Genomic DNA, 324 nt, shown 5'->3' on the forward strand with positions numbered 1-324 from the left:
AGCTGACGCGATTAAGGTTGTTATTCGTGAACCAGCGATGAACCGTGAAGAGTTTGAAACTGCTTTGACCAATGCGGGAGTTATTGGGAACTGGGAATGCTCGATCGGTTGGACCAGTTGGGCTGACGTTCTTCCCCTGGGAGTAACGAAAGCCAGCGGGCTTGAAACTCTGAGCGCCGACTTGGGTGTTCCCTTTGAAGGCACTGTCGCGATCGGTGATGGCACGAATGATGTTCCCATGATTGAGTGGGCAAACTTCGGCGTTGTCATGGGTGGCGCCGATGATAATGTGAAAAAATCCGGTGATTTTGTCACGGGAGCCGT

1 protein-coding gene is annotated in these 324 nt (G+C 52.2%); it reads left to right on the forward strand.

Annotated features, from left to right (window positions below; genetic code table 11):
* On the forward strand, positions 1-324 hold a 324-nt coding region (locus QP415_RS11145; RefSeq protein ID WP_285100107.1), incomplete at both ends, for an HAD family hydrolase.

Source organism: Pauljensenia sp. UMB3104 (assembly GCF_030217285.1).
Lineage (GTDB): Bacteria > Actinomycetota > Actinomycetes > Actinomycetales > Actinomycetaceae > Pauljensenia.